This is a genomic window from Dactylosporangium sp. NPDC000521, from assembly GCF_042898305.1.
GTDB lineage: Bacteria > Actinomycetota > Actinomycetes > Mycobacteriales > Micromonosporaceae > Dactylosporangium.
On sequence record NZ_JBIAYW010000006.1, the window covers coordinates 163,654 to 184,254 of the forward strand.

Genomic DNA, 20,601 nt, shown 5'->3' on the forward strand with positions numbered 1-20,601 from the left:
TCGTCCATAAATCTGAGCTTATGATGGAGATTTCCATCGCCGGGGTGCGATTGTCAAGCGTCTACGTACCAGGAGGCCATGTGACCCTCGCGGAGAAGCTCGACCGTCTCTTCAGCACGGTCCACCCGCCGGGTCGCGGCGAGTACAGCTATGAGGAGGTCGCCGCCGCCATCCGGGCACGGGGAGTGATGATCTCCCACACGTACATCTGGCAACTGCGCAAAGGAGCACGGGACAACCCGACCAAACGGCACCTCGAGGCGCTCGCCGAGTTCTTCGGGGTCAACGCCGCATATTTCCTGGACGACGAAGCCGCGCGGCGCATCGACGAGCAGCTGGAGCTACTCGCCGCGCTGCGGGACAACGCGGTGCGCACCATGGCGCTGCGCGCGGCCGGGCTGTCGGGTCCGAGCCTCGAGGCGATCCACGGCATGATCGAGCACGCGCGCAGGATCGAGGGCCTTCCGGACGATCCACCGTCCACCGATGTGGTGCGAAACTGACACGCCGGGCGGGGTGTTGGCCCGAGGGCAGGCGACGGTAGCGTTGCGGCGGATCGCGCTCGCGATGGTATGGAGGGTTGGCACATGTCCCAGGGCGGAGAGCTGGCGACGGCTCGCGACGATTCCGGCGCGCGGCCGGCCTTCAAGGTCGCGTTGCGCGGCTACGACCAGGGACAGGTCGACCAGTACCTCGCGAAGCGGGACCGTGAGCTGGCCCAGCTCGCGCAGGAGCGGCGGCGGATCGAGGCGGACCGGCAGGACCTCGACACCCGGCTGCGGTCGATGCAGGCGCAGCGCCAGCAGCTGCAGCAGGAGCTGAACGAGATCAAGGAGCGGCCGGCGCAGGTCGACAAGGCCTCGTTCCGCCACCTCGGGCCGATGGTCGACGACATCCTGGCGCTCGCCGAGAAGCAGGCCAACCAGATCACCAGCACCACCCAGGAGCGGGCCGCGAAGCACCAGGCCGAGGCCGAGAAGGTCCTCGCCGACGCCCGCGAGCTGGCCGCGAAGACCCTGCAGGACCTCGAGGACGAGCTGGCGCAGCGCCGCACCGAGGAGCAGCAGGCGTACGAGGAGCGCCGGGCCGCCGCGCAGGCCGAGCTCGCCGAGATCCGTGAGGTCGCCGAGCGGCTGCGGGCCAACAGTGAGGCCGCGCAGCAGCGTGCCGAGCAGGAGGCCGCCAGGATCAACGAGCAGAGCGCCGCCCAGATCAAGCACACCCAGGCGCAGGCGAAGGCGCTCCTGGAGGCGGCCCACCTCAAGATCCAGCAGGAGATCGAGGCCGCCCGCAAGCAGACCCAGCAGGAGCTGACCCAGTGGAAGGCGCAGGCCGAGCAGGACATCGCCGACGCCCGTGAGGCGGCCGAGCAGGAGGTCACCGCGCACCGCGAGGCGGTCGAGGAGGAGCTCGTGCGCCAGCGCGCCGGCGTCGACGAGCAGTGCGCCGCCATCAAGGCCGAGGCCGAGCAGCACGTCGCCGAGCTGCGCCGCCGCGCCGACGAGCAGAACACCGCCGCCCAGCACCAGCTCGCCACCGTCCAGCGCGAGATCCAGGCCCGCCGGCAGGCGCTGTCCCAGCTGCAGGCCGAGCTCGAGAGCAACCAGCAGCGCCTCGCCCAGACCCGTCGCGAGGGCGCGACCACCGAGCGTGAGGTCCAGCAGTTCCAGCAGCGCCTGAAGGAGACCCGCCAGGACCTGGCCGAGGAGATGGCCCGCCTCGAGGAGGCCCGCTCGGCCGCCGAGGGCGCGGAGCGGCACGCCAAGGAGGTCCGCGCCCGCGTCCAGCGCGAGGCGAAGCGGGTCGCCGACCTGGCCGCCGCCGCCGTCATGGCCGCTGCCGCGGGCGGCGAGACCGGCGAATACGCGAAGATCCCGGTCCGCACCCCCGCCGAGCGCACCGCCGACCAGCAGCGCCTCGCCGAGCAGCAGCGCCTGGCCGAGCAGGAGCCGGGCGGCGGCCAGCCGTCGGCCGGGTCCGCACCGCAGCTCGCTTCCGGTCAGCCGCAGCCCGTGGCCCAGCCGGTCGCCGTGCACCCGCTGACCGGCCAGCCCGTCGCGGTCCACCCACTGACCGGCCAGCCCGTCACCGGCACGGGCCACCCGGTCGCCGGCCATCCCCTCGCCGGCCGCCCGCTCGCCGGCCTCCCGGTGCCCGCGAACGGCACCGACCCCGCGGGCCAGGACGCCGCCGACGACGACGACGAACCGGCCGACGACAGCACGTCCGGCGAGCACGCGCCGCTCGGCGAGCAGCTCCACGGCCCTAACGGCGCCAGCGGCGCCAATGGCACCAACGGTGCTTTGAACGGCGGCAGCGGCCTCAACGACAACGACGCCGAGACCGACACCGACGGCGACAGCCGCTCCGGCGAGCACGCCCCGCTCGGCGCCAACGGCCGCGGCGAGACCAGGTCACGCAGCCTGTTCGAGCCGAGGTCCGCCGCGCACGAGGACGCCGACCGCCCGACCGCCGGCAACGGCTACGCCCGCCACTCCTCCAACCACCCGGTCCCCACCCAGCGCGACGCCCGCGACCAGTCCGACGCCACCCGCTAGCGGCCCAGCCCCCACAGCGACCCGAAGTTCCAACCAACGGCCCGGAGCAGCCACCACGCAGCTCCGGGCCGCTGCACGCCCGCCCGGTGATGGTGCCCCGCAGCGCGGCGACCGCGCCGGCTCGCGCCAGTCGCATGCCCCGTCGGCTCCAGCCCGCGGCATGCCCCGCCGGCTCGCGATGCCCCGCCGGCTCGCGCCAACCGCATACCCGCCGACTCCGCCCGCGGGTTGACTGCCACCTCGCGCCAGTCGCATGCCCCGCCGGCTCGCGCCGACCGCATGCCCGCCGGCTCCGCCCGCGGGTTGACTGCCACCTCGCGCCAGTCGCATCCTCCGCCGGCTCCACCCCACGGCGTGCCCCGCTGGCTCGCGCCGACCGCATGCCCGCCGGCTCCACCCGCGGGTTGACCGCCACCTCGCGCCAGTCGCATGCCTCGCTGGCTCCGACCCGCGGCATGCCCCGCCGGCTCGCGCCAACCGGATGCCCCGTCGGCTCCGCCCGCGCCCCTCCAGCTCCGCCTCCGCGGCATGATCGCCAGTTCCGCCCGCGGCACACCCACCGCGATCCGGGCCCGAAGCAGTCACCATTCGGGGGAGTCACCGCGCAGCACCACACGCAGCGGGAACGGCGCGGAGCGGCGGCCGGGATCGGCGCGGATCCGGGTCGCTGCCTGTCCGCCAGGTCCGGAGCTGCCCAACCGCCGCCTGCCCGCCAGGTCCCGACCGCCGCCCGACCGCCGGTCCGCGCCTGTCCACCTCGGCGTTGGCAATACCCACGACGTCGACACCCGCAGCGCACACCGGCGCCACGAACAGCCACCGCACGGCTCCGGGCCGCCGCATGCCCGTCAGGTCCGCACCAACCGCACACCGCCGGGTCCGCGTCGCCGCATGTCCTCGGGGCCGCGCCGCCGCACACCCGCGGGTTCGGGGCGCCGCATGAACGCCACACACTCGCGCAGTTCACGAGCGCCGCACACGCGCGCGGTTCGCGCCGCCGAGTGCCCTCCGAATGCCCGCGCGGTTCGCGCCGCCGAGTGCCCTTCGAGTGCCCTCCGAATGCACTCGGGGTTCGCGCCGCCGGGTGGCCTTGGGGGCCGGGTCGCCGCGTGGCTGCCGGGTCGTGGCTGTCCGACGCGGCGGCGGGGCGTACCTGCGATGGCCGGCGACCGCAGTGCAGAGGCCGGCGACTCAGAGGCAGCGAGCAAGCCCGAGACGAGAGGCAGTCGGTGACGGGCTGACCGCTTCCAAGACCGTACCACCGCCGGAGAAATCGTCGTCCGGCGTCGTCACCGACCGTAACACCTTGCGGTCACGGTCACGAAGTCGTGTCACCTGGGCGTTACGCAGTGCGACGGGGGTCGATGGTGGATTGCGTGAAGTCGGCAGAAGTCGGGGTGGGGGTGGGTGTTGGCGCTGGGGTGGAGAAGCAGAAGACGCCACCCCCGGAGAACCGGGGATGGCGCCTGGGAGGCGATGCGGTGCGTGTGGCCAGCGCCGTGCCGACATAATCAGGCCGCTCCTGAGCGACTTGTGCCCCGATCTGGAATCGGGGGGCCTGTCGGCGAGGCCTGGCGCAGTCCCGCAACACCTGTGATTCAACCGGATCCGTACTGTGGCGCCAACCGGATTACAGGGCCGAGGCGAACAGTGACGCGTACACGAGCCGGGAGCCGTCCGTCACGACCTGGCCGGCGGCAGCGGGTCCGGACACAGTGGACAGTCGCAGGCCGAGGTACCGTTCGTCCTCGACGACCGAGTCCGGTTGCCACGCGGTGCGGGACAGCCATTCGCTCACCTCGGCCGCGACGGACTGCCGGCGGAGGCGGAGCGCGGCCCGCACGTCGTCCAGCGAGCCGGCGGCACGAGGCGGCAGCACTGCTTGCGTGCCGCCCGGCGAGCCGGTGTCACAAGGCGGGCCCGGCGGAGCGGTGTCAGGGGCGGAGGCGAGCCACGCGGCCGGGCCGTAGGCGAAGCAGACCAGCGCCATCCAGACCTCCGCGAAGTAGACGGGGTCCGGCGCGATCTCCACGCCGGCGAGGGTGTCGCCGATGAAGAACAGTGCGCCGAGTTGCCCGTCCAGCAGTTCCAGGCGGCTCTGGTACTGGGTGAGCACCGAGCGCTTGCGGGTCAGCACCTGCTCGAGGTGGCCGCGGGCGGGCAGGCCGTGCCGGCCGTTGAAGCGCGCGATGTCGCCCCACAGCTTGCTGTACTGGCTGGTCCCGCGCAGCCCCAGCGCCGCCGCGCGCAGCTCGACCGGCAGGATGAAGAACCACTGGTCGCGCTCGGAGAGGTAGCCGCCCTGGCTCGCCTGCACGCAGCACGCGTCGTCGAAGCGCAGCGTCTGCCCGGCCGCAATGAACGCCGACCGGCACAGGGCGTGGTTCTGCGCCGAGTCCTGGATGTAGCCGACGTGCAGCGGCACGATGGCCACCCCGGAAGGCGACGGGTTGGTCAGCTCGACCTGGCCGTACGTGACGACCCGGCTGAGCTTCAGCCCGCTGCGCGGCGGCACGATGCCCGGGTAGGACGGCCCGAAGACCGGCACCATGGTCAGCGCGCCGGCCCGCTGCGGCTGGCCGAGCCGGTGGCCGGTGGTGTCCACCCCGGCCGGAACTGGCAGGTGCATCACGGCCTCCCTTCCACGGAAGCTTCCAGCGCGAACGAGACTTCCAGGATCGCCAGACGGCGGCGCAGCTCGGCGACGATCCACCGGTCCGCGGCGGCACCGTCCACATGGGACAGCAGCCACAGTACGAGCGGCGCCAGGTCATCGGTGTGCCAGAACGGAAGCTGCGGCAGCGACGGCGCCGGCCGGCGCAGCGTCAGGTCGTCGGCGTGGCCGAACGTCGCCTGGCAGAAGACGACCGGCGTGCGCACCCCGGCGCCCGGCAGGGCCGCGGTGACCCACGCCAGGTCGCCCGGGTACACGTTCTCGTACCCGTCGGAGACGACCGCGACGACGTCCGGCGCGTGCGCCCCGGACAGCGCATCCAGCACGCCGGTGGCGAGGTCGGTGGCCCCACCGGGCCCGCCCGCCGAAAAGCCACCGAGTCCATCCGACGAAGGACCGCCGACGGACCCGGCCGCCGAAGCACCGCCGACGGACCCGGCCGCCGAAGCACCGCCGACGGACCCGGCCGCCGAAGGACCACCGACAGGCCCGACCGCCGAAGGACCACCGAGAAGCCCGCCCGTCGAAAAGCCACCGGGTCCATCCGACGAAGGACCGCCGCCGGGCCCGCCCGACGAAGAACGGCCAACCAGCCCGCCCGGCGAAGCACCGCCGACCGGCACGACGACGAGCCGTGCGCAGACCCGCTGCAGGACCAGCCGCAGCGCGGCGACCTGCGACGCCACCGCCCACTCGCGCTCACCGTACCCGCGCATCGACGCCGATTCGTCCAGCACCAGCGCGACCGTGCCCTCGTAGCGTGGCAGCCCCGCGACGGCCGCGTCGGTGTAGCGCTCGACCGCCGGCCACAGGTCGTCGCTCGGCCCGCCGCGCAGCAGGTGTACGAGCGTCGCCGCCAGGTCGCCCCGGTTGGTGGCCGTCACGGTCGCCGGCCGCTCCGCGCTCAGGTCGAGGCCGCCGCCAGTCGCCGGGAGCGGGACGAGCGCGGTGCCGGCGCGGTGCTCGTACACCAGCGGCACCAGCGACGCGACGGCCCCGGCGGACGGCGCGGAGCGCAGCAGGCGGTGCCGCGGCACGGAGCCCCGGCGCACCGCGTCGAGCGCGGCACGGGCGGCGCCGCGGCCGAGGGCGTGCTCGAAGCAGTCCTGCACGACGGCGCGCCGCGCGGCCACGATCTCGGCGGCCCGCGGGTGCTCGAGCAGCACGGTGAGCGCGGTCCGGGCGACGTGCTTGTGGTTGGCGCGGCGCCGCCGGGCGGCGAGCAGCACGGTCAGCACGTCGGCGGGTGGCAGCCCGAGCGCCAGCACGCGGGTCACCCGGGCGAGGGTGTCGCCTCCGGCGTCGCCGAGGCCGGCCCGCGAGGTGAGGAGCAGCTGCAGCAGCATCCGGGCCCGCTGCGACGCGAGGATGCCGGGGGTGAGGGCGGTCAGCGCGTACCGCTGCGGGTCGGCGAGGTACGCCGAGGCGTGCACCGCCTCGTCGTCGAACAGCACGGCTCCGGCGCGCGGGACCCGCAGCGCCGTGTCGTGCCGCCGCAGGTGCCGCACGAACTCGTTCATGCCCGCACGGTCGCACGCGGAAAATCACTGGAACGAATGCTTTTCCGTATGCAACCGGGCGCCCGCCGGCGGCGTGTTCCTGGGCATGGCAGACGCCGACACGTTCGCGGAGTTCTACCGGGCCACCTACCGGGGGCTCGTCGCGCAGCTCGTCGCGTACACGGGCGACCTCGGCGAGGCGCAGGACGTGGCGCAGGAGGTGTACGTGCGGGCGTGGTCGCGGTGGCGGCGGATCAGCGCGTACGACGACCCGCGGGCCTGGCTCGGCCGGGTCGGGCACAACCTCGTCATCAGCAGGTGGCGGCGGGCCCGGACCGCGCTCGCGGGCTGGACCCGGCACGGCCCGCCGCCGCCCGCGGTCCCCGGGCCGGACCCGGCGACGCTCGACCTCGTGACCGCGCTGCGCCGGCTGCCCGAGCCGCAGCGCCGCGCCCTCGTGCTCCACCACCTCGGCGGGTTCTCAGTCGCGGAGATCGCCCGGATGGAGGGCGCGTCGGAGAACACCGTGAAGGCGCGCCTGTCCCGCGGCCGGCAGGCCCTCGCCCCGATGCTGACCGCCGCCGACCCGCAGGAAGTGAGGCAACCATGACCGCTGTGGAAGACGCGTTCCGGAAGCTCCAGCAGCACGTCGACGCGGCCGCGGCCGTGCCGCCGGTCGCGCGGATCGCCACCCTGGGGCGGCGCCGCCGCGCGGGGCACGTGGTGGTCGCCGGCCTGACCGTCCTCGCCGTCCTCACCGGCGGGTGGTCGGTGCTGCGCGACCCCGGCCGGCGGGCCGCGCCGGGCGTTCCAGCGGTTTCGGCGTCGGTACCGGCAACGCCCACCCCGACCGGGAACCGCCCTGAGCGCGTCCCCCCGGGTTTCCTGGTGGGCGAGGCGGGCGCCGCGCAGCCGATCGACGACCACGACTACAACACCGGGTGCTTCGGCAGCCCGGTCGCCCGCCGGTCCGTCGCGCTGTTCTTCGGGGAAGCGGCACAGCGGGTCCAGGTCACCCAGTCCCTGTACGTGTACCCGGACGACGACGCGGCCAAGGCCGTCATGCGGGACCTCCGGGCGCTGATGCGACAGTGCAGCGGCTTCGGGGACGCTGAGGTGCTGCAGCCCGTGGCGAGCCCGCCGCTGGGCAGTGAGGCGCTGACCGTCACCGTGGCGCTGCCGCGGGACGGCGCCGGTGAGCACACCGGGGAGCCGTACCGGCTCGTGGTGGTCCGGGTCGGCACCGCGATCGCCGCGCTCGACGGTCTCGGCGCCGACAGGTGGGAGACGTTCCTTGCCCCGGAGCTCGTCGGCCGGATGTGCCCGTACAAGCCGGCCTGTGCCCCGCCGTCGCAGACGGTGCGGGCCACGAAGCCGGTGAACGGGGGCGAGGCGTGGGCGGTGGTCGCCGGCGTCGAGGGCCGGCCGGTCACCGAGAAGGCCGGCGACCTCGGCCGGCTCGGGTACCGTGCCTCGGTCGTGCCGACGGGCTGCGACGTGGGGTCCGCCGCGGCGCTCGGCGACCTACCGGCGACCAGCTACACGGTGGTGTACTTCGGATCCGAGCAGGACGCCAGGACCGTCGCCGGCCCCCTGGGCCTGCAGGTCGTCAAGGTCCGCACCTACTGCCTGTGAACGCCGGCCGTCGTCCGCCTCCAAAGCCACCGCCTGTGAGCGGCGGCCGTCCGCCTCCAAAGCCACCGCCTGTGAGCGGCGGCCGTCGGCCTCCGGAGCCACCGCCTGCGAACGCCGGCCGTCCGCCTCCAAAGCCACCGCCTGTGAGCGGCGGCCGGCCGCCTCCAAAGCCACCGCCTGTGAGCGGCGGCCGTCGGCCTCCGGAGCCACCGCCTGCGAACGCCGGCCGTCCGCCTCCAAAGCCACCGCCTGCGAACGCCGGCCGTCCGCCTCCGGAGCCACCGCCTGTGAGCGGCGGCCGTCGCCGGGCTCCAGAGCAACTGCCTGCGAACGGCGGCGGTGGCGGGCGACGCGGCCCCTGCCGTCGGCCTTCGCCTCGTACAGGGCCAGGTCGGCGTCGCGCAGGAGAGCGTCGAGGTCGGCGCCGGGTCCGTGGCCGAGCGCCACCCCGGCGCTGGCCCGGATGCGCAGCGAAGCCCCCGCGACCGTCACCGGCGCCGCCAGATGGGTCAGGATCCGGCGCGCGACCTCCTCGGCCGCGCGCCCGCCGGTGACCCGCGGCAGCAGCACCACGAACTCGTCGCCGCCGAGCCGCGCGACGGTCCCCGCGTCGCCGGTCGCGGCGGTGAGCCGCTGCGCGGCGGCGACCAGCAGCTCGTCGCCGGCGGCGTGCCCGAGGCCGTCGTTCACCTGCTTGAACCCGTCCAGGTCGAGCAGGATCACGGCGGTCGCCGCGCCCGGCGGGGTCGCGGCGATGTCGTCGGCGGCGCGGCGGGCCAGCAGCGTCCGGTTCGCCAGGCCGGTGAGCGCGTCGTGGTACGCCAGGTGCGCGAGCATCGCCCGCTGCTCCGTCAGGTCCCACAGCAGCCCCTGGTTGGTGCGGGCGCTCAGCAGCTGCCGCAGCACCACGAGGCCGGCGGTGCCGAGCAGCAGCCACACCTCCGTCGGCCCGGGGACCTCGCCGCGGGCGAGCAGGACGGCGGCGGTACCGAACGCGGCGGCGACCGGCACGTACGGCAGCAGCCCCCACCGGCTCGAGCCGTGCTCCGACTCGATCGTGTCCGGCGGCGGCACGACCGACCGGCTGGCGAGCGCGATCAGGGCCGACGCGAACGTGTAGCCGGCGCCGACGCCTCCCGCGTACGCCGGCTCGCCGTACACCAGGTTCGCGATGTAGCCGAGGTTGACGACGGTGAAGACCAGCATGCTGACCGCGAGGAACGACAGGGCGTTCGGCCCGCGGGACAGGCTCCGCGACAGCAGGACCACGGCGGCCGCGCCGCAGGCCAGCTCGAACCCGGGGAAGCCCAGGACCAGCGGGTACACCCGCGGCTCGACGACGGTGAGGACGTCGCGGAGCACGAGCTGCCACGCGACGAGGAAGAACGCCGCGAACACGACGATGCCGTCGATGGCGCGGCGCACCCGGACCGCGGGACTGCCCCGCCCGGGGGTGCAGAGCAGCAGCGCGACCGGTGTCAGCGCCACCGCGGTCAGGCTGGTGACCTCGGCGGGGTTCGGCTCCGGCCGGGCTACCGCACCGGCGGCGTCGAGCAGGTACATGAGGTTGGCGGCGGCCCACAGCGCGGACGCGGCGGCGGCGACGATCCAGCCGGCCCGCATCCTGCCGCGCGCCCCACGGGCCTGCCGCAGGTGCCCGGCGACCGCGTACGTGGACAGCAGGACGAGCGGCACCGACGCGGCCACCACGCCCTGCCGCTCGGGCAGCGCCCCGACGAGCAGCTGCGTGAGGACACCCGCGGCCGCAGCGGCCGCCAGCCACCCGCGAATGTTCCTCACCGCATGCCATCGGCAGGGTTCCGGCGGACCTGAGGACCGTACGGACCCCTGCATATACAGCTTCGCGGCGCCGTCGACACGGCTGCGGCGGTGCACAAGACTCGGGTCCTCGGGTGGGCTACGCGATGGAGTGCGGTATGGCTGTGGTGGAGATCCAGGCGGACCGGCGGTCGGAGATCGCGTTCAGCGGCGGGCGGGCCGGTTCGGGGCCGGCGACGTGGGGGCAGCAGGCGATCTGGGACGTGGTGCGCGACCTCGGCACCGACGCCGCCCGGTACAACGTGTCCGGCGGGATGCCGCTGCCGTCGCCGGTCCCCGCGGACCGTGTCGAGGCCGCGGTGCGGTCGCTGGTGCTGCAGCACGAGTCGCTGCGGACCATGCTGCGCTCAGCCGGCGACGGCCGCCTCGACCAGGTCGTGCACGCCTCGGGCGGCATCCCGCTCGTGACCCGCTTCGCCGCCGCGGACGCGGTCACCGGGGCCGCGTACGCGCTGCGCGACGAGCTGCTCGCCGTCCCCTTCGACGCGACCCGGGAGTGGCCGCTGCGGGTCGGCGCCGTCCACGCCGGCGGCGGCGTCCGCTACGTCGTGTTCTTCCTGTCGCACACCGCCTCCGACGGCTGGGGGCTGCGCAACCTGCTCGCCGACTTCGCGGCGCTCGTACACGGGACGCTGCCGCGACGGGACCTGCTGCAGCCGCTCGAAGAGGCGGCGTTCCAGACCTCCGACCGGGGTCGCCGGCGCGACGCCGCCGCGCGCCGCTCGTGGCTGTCGAAGCTCGGCAGCGGCCCGGCGAGCATGTTCCCGGCCCGGGCCGGCTCCGCCCCGGCGGCCACGTTCCCGAACGCGGTGCTCAACTCCCCCGCGCTCGGCCTGGCCCTGGACCGGGTCGCGGCGGCGCTGTCCGTCACGCCCGCCGCGGTGGTGCTCGCCGCTGCCGCCGCGTCCGCCACCCGCATCACCGGCGTCGACGAGGCCGTCTTCCAGGTCGTCGTCAACAACCGGTTCCTGCCGGGCATGGCGGGCGGGGTCACCACGATCGCCCAGGAAGGGCTGTTCCACCTCACCGGCACCCGGGTCGCCTTCCCGGAGCTGGTACGCCGGACGTTCGGCGCCGCCCTGTCCGCGCAGCGCCACGCGTACTACGACAAGCTCGCCCTCGACCGCGACGTCGCGGCGCTCGACGGCCCCTGCGACCACTCGTGCTTCGTCAACGACCAGCGGGGGCTGATGCCGGCCCTGGGCTTCGCCGCGCCCGCGCCGGCGCCGCTGCGCGAGGCCCTCACCCGCACCACGCTCACCTGGCCGGTGGAGCACGAGCCCCGCCGGGGCGTGTCGTTCGCCCTGGACGCCCAGGACGCGCCCGGCGCCCTGGAGCTCGCGATGACCGCCGACAGCGCCCTCATGCCCCGCGACGACATGACCGCGTTCCTGTACGGCGTCGAGGAGCTGATCGTCGCCCAGGCCATCGACGGTTAGCGTTGCACCTTCCAGATCCACACGTCGGCGACGTGTTCGCCGGGGCCGAAGAGCTGGTCGGCGGTCTGGCGGACGGCGTCGCTGTTGCCGTGGCTGTCGGCGAGGATGACGCGGTCCGCCTTCCAGTACGCGAGGTCGGTGCGGGCCTGGGCGATGTGCTCGGGGCCGAGCTGGGGCACGACGCCGTCGTTGCCGACCTGGCCCAGCAGGCTCCACGTCGGCGGGTACGTCGGGCCGAACATGGCTTTGCGCTCGGGGTCGTTCGGGTCGGGGGCGAGGAAGTAGCCGCCGGCGATCTTGAAGTCGATGCGCGCGTCGACGGACCAGCGCATCGCGTCGAGACCTTCCCACCAGCCGCCGGGGATGACGACGACGGTGGCCTGGTCCGGCACGTGCTCACGCCACATGCCGCTGCTGAAGAACACCGGCGGCAGCGGCCGGTCGTTCGTCGGTTGCGGCGTCGGTACGAGCGGCAGCAGCGCCATCGCGAGGGCGGCGGCCCACAGCCAGCGCCCCGCGTACGGAAGCGGCTCCTCGTCGTCGTCCACGACCTTCCGGCGGTCGTCCCTGATGTCGCCGGTGTCGCCGGTGTCGCCGGTGTCGCCGGTGTCGCCGGTGTCCGTCTGGGCGGACTCCGTGGCCGGCGCCTCCGCGGCGAACGCGGCCTCCTCGGTCACCTCCGGCCGGGTGAACGGCGCCGGCACGACGAACCGGTCGACGAGGATCGCCAGCAGCACCCCGACCAGCGGGGTCACGACGAGCGCGACCCGGGTCGGCACCACCGAGTCGAACAGCGGCAGGTCGACCAGGAAGCGCCACGGGCCGTGCCAGGTGGTCTCCTCGCCCTTGTACCGCACGACCGGGCCCAGCGACAGCAGCGAGAACACGACCGCGGTGACGAACAGCGCCCGGGCGCCGCGGTGCCGCCAGAGGGAGGCCGCGGCGGCGGGCAGGAGCAGCAGCAGCGGCCAGCCGAAGAACGTGTTCTCCTCGGTGGGGCCGCCGAGCTTCTCGATGCGCGGGATGTCGCCGAGGATGGAGCGGCGGCTGAAGTTCGAGAACCCGTAGAGGTCGGCGCTGAAGCCGTGCACGAAGTCGGGCAGCCCGTGGTAGGCCTGCGGGCCGGTGAACTGGTGCCACAGCGGGTACGCCATGACGAGCCCCGCGGTGAGGGCGGTGACGCCGAGCGCCGGCAGGGCCGCCCTCGCGGCCGGAAGCATCTCGCTGGGCCGCAGGAACACCAGCAGGAACACCAGCAACGCGAAGGCCGCGAGGAACAGGACCTCCTCGTTGATGAAGCACTGGTACACGACGAGCCCGGCGAGCACGAGGCCCTTACGGACGGTGTTGCCGGGCTCGCGCATGCGGAACACGGCCCACAGGATCAGGGGGATCATGAACTGGCCGGCGATGTTGGGGTGGCCGGTCGTCTGCGAGATCATCGCGGGGCCGAAGCCGCAGAAGAGCGCTCCCAGGTAGGCCGCCGCGCGGTGGCGGACCACATTGCAGCGCAGCAGCATGAAGAACCAGGCGACGGCGGTGCCGGCCGGCGCGATCGTGCTGATGACGGCGAACGTGACTGGCGCGCCGAACAGCAGCGTGATCGGGGCGAGCGGCAGGGCGAGCCCGAGGATGGACGTGTTGGCCATCAGGTTCACGCCCAGCGGTGCGTTGAGCTGGTCGGTGAAGAACGGGGTGTCACCATGGGTGAACAGCCGCGCGGCGTGCGTGAGCACCCACTCGAAGAAGACCTGGTCCTGGTTGTTGTCGGCGAGCATCCGGGCCTGGGGTGCCGCCCACAGATGGTGGAAGAGCACGACGGAGAAGACCACGTAGCTCACGACGACAAGCGCGTTCTTTCCGCCGGTTTTCACGGGTGAGACCATAGCTGTCCAGGGACCCGTGGCGCACGCACTGGCCTCCGGGCATCGACGTCGGTAAACTACGCCAATTCCGGATAACATGATCAGACCGTTGGATCGCCGAGCTACCGAGGAGAACGCCGTGGCGCCTGGAGGCGATCGGGATCGCAGTTCGGAGATCCTCGGTGACCAGCTCATCCAGTCCGAGGTCCTCGAGGGTCTGGCGATGGCGAAGAACCACCGCAAGTGGTTTGTCGCGTTCGCGACGCCGTACCTGGGCGACGACCCGATCGAGGTCAGCGCCGGTCTGGGCGACTATGCGGCGGAGTGGCTGGAGCACGCCCCGCGCATGACGGTCACGGAGGCCGACCCGGACCGGCTGCTCGCGCTCAAGGAGCGCTTCTCGGCCGACCGCGAGGTGTCGATCCGCGAGCTCATGCTGCCCAGCGACGTCACCGCCGAGCACAGCGCCGCCGTGTCGTACAACGTCCTGGAGCACATCGAGGACCACCTCGGCGCCCTGCGCACCATGCGGTCACTGGTCCGCCCCGGCGGCTACGTGATCATCGTGGTGCCGGCGTTCCCCTTCGCGATGGGCCCCGCGGACATCGCGACCGGCCACGTCCGGCGGTACACCAAGAAGACCATGCGTGACGTGCTGCTCGCCGCCGACCTGGAGATCGAGAAGCTGCACTACGCCAACTCGCTCGGCCTGATCGGCTACTACGTCTCCACCTGTCTGCTGCGCCAGAAGCCCGGCCCCGGCATGATGGTCAAGTTCTACGACTCGACGGTCGCCCCGATGACCCGCTTCGCCGAGCGCTTCGTCACCCCGCCCTTCGGCCAGTCCGTGATCGCGATCGCCCGCCGCCCCGCCTGAAAGTTTCGTCCCTCACGGAAATCGGCGCGGCCGCGCGGCGGCGAGCCAGGCGGCCGGGTTGGTGGTGGCGATCGGGTACCCGTACGTGAGGTCCGCGTGCCCCGATGACACGGTGTCCTCGGCCCACAGGCGTTCGCACCGCGAGCACCGGAACACGGCCAGCCACCGCCCCGGGTCGCTGGCGACGGGGTCCAGCAGCGGCCGGATCCGCGTCCAGTTGCCGGCCAGCCGCACCGCCTCCCACATCGCGCCGGGCGCCGCGAGCCGCTCGTGCCGGCAGCCGCAGACGAGCGGCTCGGCAAGGTACCCGTGCCGCCGCGCCCAGGCGAGCACCCGCGCCGTCTTCCGCCGCGACCGGTGCCCCCTCCGCTGCCGCTCGCTCGCCCACACGAGTACCGCGGCCGCCGCCGCGTCCACGCCCGGGTGCACGAGCGCACAGGCAAGCGCCTCGTGCGCGTGGTACGCCCCGGCGAACGCCCCCTCGGCCGCCCGCACCACCACCTCGGCCGGGTACTCCCCCTGCCGCGCGAGCGCCAGCCGGGAAAGTTTCGTGACGGTGGCCGGAAACATCCCGTGCTCGACGACCTCCCCGGGCGCTCCGAGCGCCAGGCCCCTCACGACCCCCAGCAGCCGCTCCGGCACCGGCGGCACATCCCCGGCCGGAAGGAACGCCGACCGCAGGTAGGTCAGCAGCTCCTGAGCCCCGGGGTCGTACCCGTACGCCGCCCGGACGAGCTTCTCCAGCTCCGGCCCGGCCGCCACCCCCAGCAGCGTCAGCCGCTCGAGCGGCAGCTCCCGCACCACCGCCCACGCGCCCCCGGCCTCAGCCGCGCCACCGTCGACGTCCAGGCCCCAGTGGCCGGTGTCCCGCGGCCGCAACCGCTCCACCGCCGCCCGCAACTCCCCCGCGGCAACGACCCGCTCCACCCGCCCAGTCTCCCACCCCGCGCCACCGCTCCCCCTGCTCCAGAACCGAGCGGTTCATGGAGTTCGCCGAGACCTGGGGCAGGAAGTACCCGGCGATCGTGAAACTGTGGTCCGGCGCCTGGGCGAGGTTCGTGCCGTTCCTCGCCTTCGACGTGGACTCCACCGGCGCCGGCCGAAGCCGGTGGAGTGCCGGCGCGGGGGAGGATCGCCGCCGGAAGCCGTCGCGGCAGCGGTGAGGGAATCACAGTTCAGCACTCGATGACGGTGACGGCGAGGCCGCCGCGGGCGGTCTCCTTGTACTTCACGGACATGTCGCGGCCGGTGTCACGCATGGTGCGGATCGCCTTGTCCAGGGTGACCTTGTGGCTGCCGTCGCCGTTCAGGGCGAGGCGGGCGGCGTTGATGGCCTTCACGCTGGCGATGGCGTTGCGTTCGATGCACGGGATCTGGACGAGGCCGCCCACCGGGTCGCAGGTGAGGCCCAGGTTGTGCTCCAGGCCGATCTCGGCCGCGTTCTCGACCTGGGCGGGGGTGCCGCCGAGGACCTCGCACAGGCCGGCCGCGGCCATCGCGCACGCCGAGCCCACCTCGCCCTGGCAGCCCACCTCCGCGCCGGAGATGGAGGCGTTGCCCTTGATGAGGATGCCGATGGCGGCGGCGGTGAGGAGGAAGCGGGCGACGCCGTCGTCGGTGGCGCCGGGGACGAACCGCGTGTAGTAGTGCAGGACGGCGGGGATGATGCCGGCGGCGCCGTTGGTGGGGGCGGTGACGACGCGGCCGCCGGAGGCGTTCTCCTCGTTGACGGCGAGGGCGTAGAGGTTCACCCAGTCGAGGACCTTCAGCGGGTCGGCGTCGCCGGCGGAGGCCTTCAGTTCGCGGTACAGCGCCGGCGCCCGCCGCGGCACGCGCAGCCCGCCCGGCAGGACACCGTCGCGGGAGCAGCCCCGGTCGACGCACGCCCGCATGACGGACCACAGGTGCAGCAGCCCGGCCCGGGTCTCGGTGTCGGGGCGCCAGGCGCGTTCGTTGGCGTACATGACGGAGCTCACCGGCAGGTCCAGCGAAGCGCACAGGGCCAGCAGCTCGGCACCGGTCGCGAACGGGTGCGGCAGCCGCGTGGTGTCGGGCACGATCCCGGTGTCGCCGACCACGAACCCGCCGCCGACGGAGAAGTACGTCCGCTCGGACAGCAGCGCGCCGTCGGCGGAGAAGGCGGAGAACCGCATGCCGTTCGGGTGTTCGGGCAGCGACTTGCGCCGGTGCAGGACGACGTCGTCGTCGACGGAGAACGCGACGGAGCGGCCGGCGGCGAGCGTGAGCCGGCCGGTGCGGCGGATGTCGTCGACGCGTTCGTCGGCGGTGTCGGTGTCGACGGTCGCCGGGTCCTCGCCGAGCAGGCCGAGGACGACGGCCTTCGCGGAGCCGTGGCCGTGGCCGGTGGCGCCGAGCGAGCCGAACAGCTCCGCCCGCACCCGGGCGACCGGCAGCGGGTCCAGCGCCGACGCGAAGCGGCGGGCGGCGCGCATCGGGCCGACGGTGTGGGACGACGACGGGCCGATGCCGACGGAGTACAGGTCGAACGCGCTCAGCGCCACCCGGCTCACCCGACCAGGGCGGCGTAGGCGGCGGCGTCGAGCAGCTCGGGGACGGCGCCCGTGAGGCGGAGCGTGAAGAGCCAGCCGCGCCGGTACGGGTCGTCGTTGACCACTCCCGGCTCGGTGACGATGAGCGGGTTGACCGAGACGACGACGCCGTCGGCGGGCGCGAGGAGGTCGCTGACGGACTTCGTCGACTCGATCTCCCCGCACGGCTGGCCGGCGGTGACCAGCGTGCCGATCTCGGGCAGCTGCACATGGACGACGTCGCCGAGCGCGGACGCGGCGAACGCGGTGATGCCGACGACACCGTCGGAGAACCACTCGTGGTCGCGCGTGTAGGACAGGTGCGGCGGGATCGCGGACATGACACTCACCTCAGACGGGTGCGGCGAAAACGAGGACCTGACGGGGTGCGGCGGGATCGAAGACCTGACGGGGTGCGGCGGGGTCGAAGACCTGACGGGGTGCGGCGGGGTCGAAGACCTGACGGGGTGCGGCGGGACGGAGGACCTGACGGAGTGCGGCGGGACGGAGGACCTGGCGGAGTGCGGCGGGGTCAAGGGCATGGCGGGGTGCGGCGGGGTCGACGGCACGGCGCTCACCGCCGAGACCGGTAGAAGGGCAGCTCGACGACGGTGGCGTCGACGCGCGTGCCGCGGACGTCGACGGCGAGCCGGGTCCCTGGCGCGGCGAGGGCCGGCGGCACGTACGCCATCGCGACGGGATGGCCGAGGGTCGGCGACAGCGCGCCGCTGGTGACGGTGCCGGCCGCCGCGCCGGTCGCCGGGTCGAGCACCGGGTAGCCGGCCCGAGGCGCCCGCCGGGATCCGGTGACGAGCCCGGCCAGCACGTCGACCGGCGCCGAGCCGCGCCGGCGGCGCAGTGCGGCGGCGCCGACGAAGTCGCGTTTGGTGAAGTCGACGAGGCGGGAGAGGCCGGCCTGCAGCGGGGTCCGTCCGACGGACAGTTCGTGCCCGTACAGAAGCATCCCGGCCTCGAGGCGCAGCGTGTCGCGGCAGGCGAGCCCCGCCGGTGCCGGTCCGCGGCCGAGCAGCGTCCGCCACACGGCGACGGCGTCATCGGGGCGGCAGTAGAGCTCGAAGCCGTCCTCGCCGGTGTACCCGGTCCGCGCCAGCAGCACGTCCCGCCCGGCGAGCGAGAAGGGGCGGATCGCGTAGTACGGCAGCGGGCCCGGGTCGACCATCGCCGCCGCCGCGGGCCCCTGGACGGCGATGATCGCCCAATCGGCCGACGTGTCGCGGACGGTGACGTGGAAGCCGTCGGCGTGCTCGCGGAGCATCGCGAAGACGACGGCGGTGTTGGCGGCGTTCGCGACGACCAGGTAGTGCCGCTCCGCGAGGCGGTGCACGACGAGGTCGTCGAGGACCCCGCCGGTGTCGTGGCACAGCATCGTGTACCGGGCGCGCCCCACCCCGGCCGCCGACAGCCTGCCGACGAGCGCGAAGTCGAGGAACCGGTCCGCCTCGGCGCCGGTGACCTCGAGCTGGCCCATGTGCGACAGGTCGAACAGCCCCGCGGCGCGCCGCACCGCATGGTGCTCGGCGAGATCCCCCTGATAGCGCAGCGGCATGCGCCAGCCGGCGAAGTCGGTCAAGGTGGCACCCAGATCGCGGTGCACGTCGAAGAGCGGTGTCACGAGAGGCTCCCTGGGTCCGGATGCCGTCGCGGACGGCACCCCTGCTGGGTGACCTCCCCGCTCTGTCATCGGAACCTGAGAGCTTCACCGCCCGCGAAGAGGGCGGTTTGCACCGTGGGCGCAGGACACGGATCGTCCTGACTTTCCAGAGTCGCCTGACCGCGGCGGTACCGATGCCTGAGAGATTCTGGGGAGAACGTTGCTCCTTCGGCGCCTCGGACTGACCGAGGGCTCTCCCGTCGCGGGTCGTGCAGCGCGATATGTGGTTGTGGTCAGGACCGTAAGTCCCGCCGCACCGCCCCGTCAAGCCCGGAAACGTGTTGTGACACGAGACCGGAGGGCGTCTGCCGGAGGGTGAGCGAACAGGCGGGAACGGCAGTGGCCCGCGACGGCGACCGGGCCGCGGTGGAGGTCCTCGCCGCGCGTCCAGCCGCCGCGCGTCCAGCCGGGTCACCCGGACGTGCGCATTCATTGCTGTCCATGGCGCGGGTATCATGTCGGTGGGAGCCGCACAGCGCCGCGGACAGCCTCTGAGCTGCGCCGCAGGCGTCGCCATGCATGCAGTTCGCATCGACGTGACGGAGTTCCCCGTGCAACTTTCAGCCCGTATGAGACCGTTCGCCATCGGCGCGGTCACCGCTCTGGCCGCCGCGGTGGCCGCGGTCGTCGTCGCACAGAGTCCCGCCGCCGCGCACGGCTCGGTCACCGACCCGCCGTCGCGCAACTACGGCTGCTGGGCCAGGTGGGGCAGCGACTTCCAGAACCCGAACATGTCCCAGACCGACCCGATGTGCGCCCAGGCCTGGCAGGCCAACCCGGACACGATGTGGAACTGGAACGGCCTCTACCGCGAGGGCGTCGCCGGCAACCACCAGGCCGCCATCCCCGACGGCCAGCTGTGCAGCGGCGGCCGTACGCAGAACGGGCGGTACGCCTCCATGGACGCCGTCGGCGCGTGGGTCGCCGCGACGAAGCCGAACAACTTCACGCTGACCCTCACCGACGCCGCCCAGCACGGCGCCGACTACCTGCGCATCTACATCACGAAGCAGGGGTTCGACCCGACCACGCAGCCGCTGACGTGGGCGAGCCTCGAGCTGGTCAACAGCACCGGGCGGTACGCGCCGGCGCCGCAGTACCAGGCGCAGGTCAACGCCGGGAACCGCACCGGCCGGCACGTCATGTACACGATCTGGCAGGCCAGCCACCTGGACCAGTCGTACTACTTCTGCAGCGACGTGATCTTCACCGGCGGCACCGGCCCGACCGGCAGCGCGTCGCCCTCGAAGTCGCCGTCGACGTCGCCGTCCGCCTCGCGGTCGCCGTCGACGTCCCCGTCGGCCTCCCGGTCGGCGTCGGTCTCCGTGCCGCCGGGCGGCTGCACCGCGACCTACGCGAAGGGCAGCGAGTGGAACAACGGCTTCAGCGCGGCCGTCACGGTCACCGCCGGCGGGGCCGGGACCAACGGCTGGACGGTCCGCCTGACGTGGCCCGACGGCCAGACGATCACCTCGTTCTGGAACGCGACGCTCACGTCCAGCGGAGCCGTGTCGACGGCCACGAACATGACCTACAACGGCAAGCTGAGCGCCGGGCAGTCGACGTCCTTCGGCTTCAACGGCTCCTGGACGGGCACCAACTCCGCGCCGGCGTTGACCTGCACCGCCACCTGACGTTGCGCGACACCTAACTTTCGAGATAGCTGTTTATTAAAAGCTTTTTCTCGGAAGTGTACGTGCATCGCCAGGTGCTCATTCAGCACGCTCACGTCGTGCCCGGCAACGGTCCGGAGTTGCCGGGCACCGACGTCCTCTGTACCGACGGCGTGATCACGGCTGTGGGCCCTTCGCCGGCCGCCCGCGCCGCTGCCTCGTGTGACGTCATCGACGCGACGGGGCTCACCGTGACCGCCGGGTTCGCCGCACGCACGTCGCCGGGCCGTGCGTGCGGCGACCGCACGACGAGGGGCTGCTCGGGCCGCACCTGCAGCTCGTGCACCTCAACGCGGTCACCGCCGACGACGCGAAGCCGGC

Annotated in this window: 17 protein-coding genes and 1 riboswitch; of the genes, 8 read left to right on the forward strand and 9 right to left on the reverse strand. The window is 73.6% G+C overall.

What is annotated here, in order from left to right; translation table 11 throughout:
- Positions 1 to 80: 80 nt before the first annotated feature.
- Together ACFY3L_RS21300 and ACFY3L_RS21305 are read left to right on the forward strand one after the other, a co-directional pair.
- Positions 81 to 503 (forward strand): helix-turn-helix domain-containing protein, encoded by a 423-nt coding sequence (locus ACFY3L_RS21300; protein ID WP_389326467.1) that lies wholly within the window; start codon positions 81 to 83, stop codon positions 501 to 503.
- Positions 504 to 587: 84 nt separating this feature from the next.
- Positions 588 to 2,558 carry a hypothetical protein gene (locus ACFY3L_RS21305; protein WP_389326470.1) on the forward strand — a complete coding sequence of 657 codons (1,971 nt, stop codon included), beginning with the start codon at positions 588 to 590 and terminating at the stop codon, positions 2,556 to 2,558.
- A 1,630-nt stretch (positions 2,559 to 4,188) separates the two neighbouring features.
- Here the strand turns inward: ACFY3L_RS21305 and ACFY3L_RS21310 are convergent.
- Both ACFY3L_RS21310 and ACFY3L_RS21315 read right to left on the reverse strand, forming a co-directional pair.
- On the reverse strand, positions 4,189 to 5,187 hold the full coding sequence (locus ACFY3L_RS21310; protein ID WP_389326473.1) for an ARPP-1 family domain-containing protein: 999 nt from the start codon (positions 5,185 to 5,187) through the stop codon (positions 4,189 to 4,191).
- Complete coding sequence (locus ACFY3L_RS21315; protein WP_389326476.1) at positions 5,187 to 6,752, reverse strand: hypothetical protein; 1,566 nt, start codon at positions 6,750 to 6,752, stop codon at positions 5,187 to 5,189. Before ACFY3L_RS21315 ends, ACFY3L_RS21310 begins: the two co-directional genes overlap by 1 nt.
- Positions 6,753 to 6,837: 85 nt before the next feature.
- On the opposite strand from ACFY3L_RS21315, the gene ACFY3L_RS21320 reads away from it, so the two are divergent.
- Positions 6,838 to 7,341: an RNA polymerase sigma factor gene (locus ACFY3L_RS21320; protein ID WP_389326479.1), complete on the forward strand. Its 504-nt coding sequence runs from the start codon at positions 6,838 to 6,840 to the stop codon at positions 7,339 to 7,341.
- The gene (locus ACFY3L_RS21325; RefSeq protein WP_389326482.1) at positions 7,338 to 8,366 is read left to right on the forward strand and encodes a hypothetical protein; all 1,029 of its coding nucleotides are present in this window, start codon (positions 7,338 to 7,340) and stop codon (positions 8,364 to 8,366) included. The genes ACFY3L_RS21320 and ACFY3L_RS21325 overlap by 4 nt, the downstream gene beginning before the upstream one ends.
- Here the strand turns inward: ACFY3L_RS21325 and ACFY3L_RS21330 are convergent.
- Positions 8,256 to 10,166 carry a diguanylate cyclase domain-containing protein gene (locus ACFY3L_RS21330; RefSeq protein WP_389326485.1) on the reverse strand — a complete coding sequence of 637 codons (1,911 nt, stop codon included), beginning with the start codon at positions 10,164 to 10,166 and terminating at the stop codon, positions 8,256 to 8,258. The two genes, ACFY3L_RS21325 and ACFY3L_RS21330, sit on opposite strands and share 111 nt — an antisense overlap.
- A 137-nt stretch (positions 10,167 to 10,303) precedes the next feature.
- Here ACFY3L_RS21330 and ACFY3L_RS21335 point away from each other — a divergent pair, with 137 nt between their 5' ends.
- On the forward strand, positions 10,304 to 11,644 hold the full coding sequence (locus ACFY3L_RS21335; protein WP_389326488.1) for a condensation domain-containing protein: 1,341 nt from the start codon (positions 10,304 to 10,306) through the stop codon (positions 11,642 to 11,644).
- Here ACFY3L_RS21335 and ACFY3L_RS21340 read toward each other — a convergent pair.
- A complete protein-coding gene (locus tag ACFY3L_RS21340; RefSeq protein ID WP_389326491.1) occupies positions 11,641 to 13,518 on the reverse strand; it encodes a hypothetical protein in 1,878 nt (625 codons plus the stop codon). The genes ACFY3L_RS21335 and ACFY3L_RS21340 overlap by 4 nt on opposite strands.
- 214 nt (positions 13,519 to 13,732) lie before the next feature.
- Here ACFY3L_RS21340 and ACFY3L_RS21345 point away from each other — a divergent pair, with 214 nt between their 5' ends.
- Entirely contained in the window at positions 13,733 to 14,386 is a 654-nt protein-coding gene (locus ACFY3L_RS21345; RefSeq protein ID WP_389327345.1) for a methyltransferase domain-containing protein, read from the forward strand.
- Between the two features lie 12 nt (positions 14,387 to 14,398).
- On the opposite strand, the gene ACFY3L_RS21350 is transcribed toward ACFY3L_RS21345, so the two are convergent.
- Positions 14,399 to 15,313 (reverse strand): hypothetical protein, encoded by a 915-nt coding sequence (locus tag ACFY3L_RS21350; RefSeq protein WP_389326494.1) that lies wholly within the window; start codon positions 15,311 to 15,313, stop codon positions 14,399 to 14,401.
- Positions 15,314 to 15,369: 56 nt separating this feature from the next.
- Between ACFY3L_RS21350 and ACFY3L_RS21355 the strand changes: the two genes are divergently transcribed.
- Positions 15,370 to 15,549, forward strand: a complete 180-nt coding sequence (locus ACFY3L_RS21355) for a hypothetical protein (protein ID WP_389327377.1) — start codon at positions 15,370 to 15,372, stop codon at positions 15,547 to 15,549.
- Positions 15,550 to 15,561: 12 nt separating this feature from the next.
- Here ACFY3L_RS21355 and ACFY3L_RS21360 read toward each other — a convergent pair whose 3' ends face one another.
- From ACFY3L_RS21360 to gcvT, 3 genes are all read right to left on the reverse strand, one after another.
- Positions 15,562 to 16,908: an L-serine ammonia-lyase gene (locus tag ACFY3L_RS21360; protein WP_389327348.1), complete on the reverse strand. Its 1,347-nt coding sequence runs from the start codon at positions 16,906 to 16,908 to the stop codon at positions 15,562 to 15,564.
- Between the two features lie 5 nt (positions 16,909 to 16,913).
- Positions 16,914 to 17,276, reverse strand: coding sequence for a glycine cleavage system protein H (locus ACFY3L_RS21365; protein ID WP_389326496.1), 363 nt, complete (start codon positions 17,274 to 17,276; stop codon positions 16,914 to 16,916).
- Positions 17,277 to 17,509: 233 nt separating this feature from the next.
- The gene (gene gcvT, locus ACFY3L_RS21370) at positions 17,510 to 18,568 is read right to left on the reverse strand and encodes a glycine cleavage system aminomethyltransferase GcvT (protein ID WP_389326499.1); all 1,059 of its coding nucleotides are present in this window, start codon (positions 18,566 to 18,568) and stop codon (positions 17,510 to 17,512) included.
- Between the two features lie 155 nt (positions 18,569 to 18,723).
- Positions 18,724 to 18,817: riboswitch (glycine riboswitch) on the reverse strand.
- Between the two features lie 359 nt (positions 18,818 to 19,176).
- Here gcvT and ACFY3L_RS21375 point away from each other — a divergent pair.
- On the forward strand, positions 19,177 to 20,241 hold the full coding sequence (locus ACFY3L_RS21375; RefSeq protein WP_389326502.1) for a lytic polysaccharide monooxygenase: 1,065 nt from the start codon (positions 19,177 to 19,179) through the stop codon (positions 20,239 to 20,241).
- Positions 20,242 to 20,332: 91 nt separating this feature from the next.
- Here the strand turns inward: ACFY3L_RS21375 and ACFY3L_RS21380 are convergent, their stop codons facing one another.
- Positions 20,333 to 20,566, reverse strand: coding sequence for a hypothetical protein (locus tag ACFY3L_RS21380; RefSeq protein ID WP_389326505.1), 234 nt, complete (start codon positions 20,564 to 20,566; stop codon positions 20,333 to 20,335).
- Positions 20,567 to 20,601 lie beyond the last annotated feature (35 nt).